2 protein-coding genes and 1 pseudogene are annotated in these 2093 nt (G+C 64.7%); all 3 read left to right on the forward strand.

The window, feature by feature from the left end:
- Window positions 1-225: pseudogene (locus tag ACP7D4_RS27885) on the forward strand (hypothetical protein); the annotation flags it as partial.
- A 106-nt stretch (window positions 226-331) separates the two neighbouring features.
- Window positions 332-1801 carry a DDE-type integrase/transposase/recombinase gene (locus tag ACP7D4_RS27890; protein ID WP_426107936.1) on the forward strand — a complete coding sequence of 490 codons (1470 nt, stop codon included), beginning with the start codon at window positions 332-334 and terminating at the stop codon, window positions 1799-1801.
- On the forward strand, window positions 1798-2093 hold a 296-nt coding region (locus ACP7D4_RS27895), incomplete at its 3' end, for an AAA family ATPase (protein ID WP_426212682.1). The genes ACP7D4_RS27890 and ACP7D4_RS27895, both read left to right, overlap by 4 nt.

Below are 2093 nucleotides of genomic sequence, written 5' to 3' on the forward strand. Positions count from 1 at the left end.
GGCGTCCCCGTGCGCACAATACGACGCTGGCGCGAATGGTGGCTGACCGGGTTCACAGCCAGCGCGCTCTGGCTTGACCTGAAAGGCCGTTTCCTGCCGCCCATCGCCGCCTCCGAACTGCCGGGTGCGTTGCTGGGCCGGACCATCGCCGCTGGCGATGCCGATGCACTGACGCTGGTCATGCGCTGGATCGCGCCGCTTTCCACGATAACCGAGGGGCGCTAAATGGGACCTATCGGCACGCACAGGATGGTCCTGTGCAAGGAGGCGATGCTCGCCTAATCTGCCTTTACCGGGCCATGGGCTCGCTTGTGCGAAAGGAGCTGTCGCCATGTCCACCAAAGACGATCCCAGTGCCCGGGAGCGCTGGGCCAGACTGCGCCTGCTGGTCATCGGGCAACTGCTGGCGGCCCCGCCGATACGGGGCGAATTGATGCGCCGACTGACCGAATTGAGCCGGCAGACCTGGCGCCATCCGATCCATGGGCGCGATGTACGCTTCGGCGTTTCCACGCTCGAACGCTGGCTGTCCCTGGCGCGGCGCAGCCCGGACCCGGCCACGCTGCTGGCCACGGTGCCGCGCTCCGATCTGGGCTGCGTGCGCGCTATCAGTACTGAACTGGCCGCCGCCATCCGAGACCAATACCTGACCCATCCCAAGTGGCACGTCCAGCTCCATTACGACAACCTCAAGCTCGTTACCGCGCCGGGCAGCCTGCCTTCGTACGCGTCGGTTCGGCGCTTCTTCCGCGCCCAAGGGCTGTGGCGCGAGCGCACACCGCTGTCCGGTCCGCAACGCGCGGCGCTTCCCGACGGCACGCGCGAAGTGCGCAGCTATGAGGCCACGCACGTTGGTTCGCTGACGCATCTGGACGGCCATCAAGGCTCGCTGCCGGTGCTGAACCGGCAAGGAGAATGGATCACGCCGATCGGCCTGTGCGTGATCGACGATTACTCGCGCCTGATCCTGCACCTGCAATGGTACGGCCACGAGAACACGCAATGCCTGGTGCATTGCTATTGCCAGGCGTTGCAGCGGCGCGGCCTGCCCAGGGCGATTTACAGCGACAACGGTTCGGCGATGATCGCCGGCGAGTTTCGCGCCGGGTTGCACCAGCTTGGCATCCTCGGCCTTAACACCCGGCCGCGCTCGGCATGGATGAATGGCAAGCAGGAGACCCTGTGGGGGCGGATCGAGGGGCGCCTGATGGCCATGCTCGACGCCGTTCCCAACCTGACCCTGGCGCAGCTCAATGAGGCGTCGTTTGCCTGGGTCGAGAACGAATACCATCAGACGGCGCATCGTGAATTGAACGGCGCCACGCCGCTGCAACGGTTCATCGCCGGCCCCAGCGTGATGCGCGACTGTCCCGATTCGGCCACCTTGCGGCGCCACTTCCGCATCGAGGTCAAACGTAGCCAACGCCGCAGCGATGGCACGGCATCACTCGATGGCATCCGCTTCGAGATCCCGCAGGTGTTCGCCCATCTGCGTGAACTGCGGCTGCGCTATGCACGCTGGGATCGCAGTTGCGCCGACATCGTCGATCCCCGCAGCGGCGACGTGCAAGCCACGATCTATCCGCTGGACAAGGCCAGGAACGCCGATGGCCGGCGCCGCCCGGTGGGGGTGTCGTCGCTGCCGGTGACGGCGCTCAAAGGCGAACGTGAAAGCGCAGGGCAAGGCGATGGGCGCGCCCCGCTGATGCGTCAGTTGCAGGCGCAATTCGCCGCCACGGGCCTGCCGCCAGCCTATCTTGAACTCGATGAAACCTGTCACGACCTGGAGCACAAAACATGAACCGTATCCTGTTGACCCAGTATGGCCTGAAATGGAATCCCTTCAGTACCGAGTTGCCCAGCGAAGCCTTGTATCTGTCGCCGAAAATGAGTGACTTCCTCTGGCGTATCGAGAACGTTCATGTACGTGAAGGTGGCTTCGCCATGATCACGGGCGACCCTGGCACCGGCAAGAGTGTGGTGCTGCGCGCCTTGGCCGACCGGCTTGAACGCCAGGCCGACTTGACGGTGGGCGTGCTCAATCATCCGCAAAGCAATCTGGGCGACTTCTACCGTGAGCTGGCAGAAGTGTT

The sequence above is a fragment of the Massilia sp. TWP1-3-3 genome (genome assembly GCF_049897805.1).
In the GTDB taxonomy this organism is placed as follows: Bacteria; Pseudomonadota; Gammaproteobacteria; order Burkholderiales; family Burkholderiaceae_D; genus Telluria_A.

What these genes read in the sequence shown, in the direction of transcription:
- ACP7D4_RS27890 (WP_426107936.1), top strand. Translation starts at nt 332, where the DNA reads ATGTCCACCAAAGACGATCCCAGTGCCCGGGAGCGCTGGGCCAGACTG.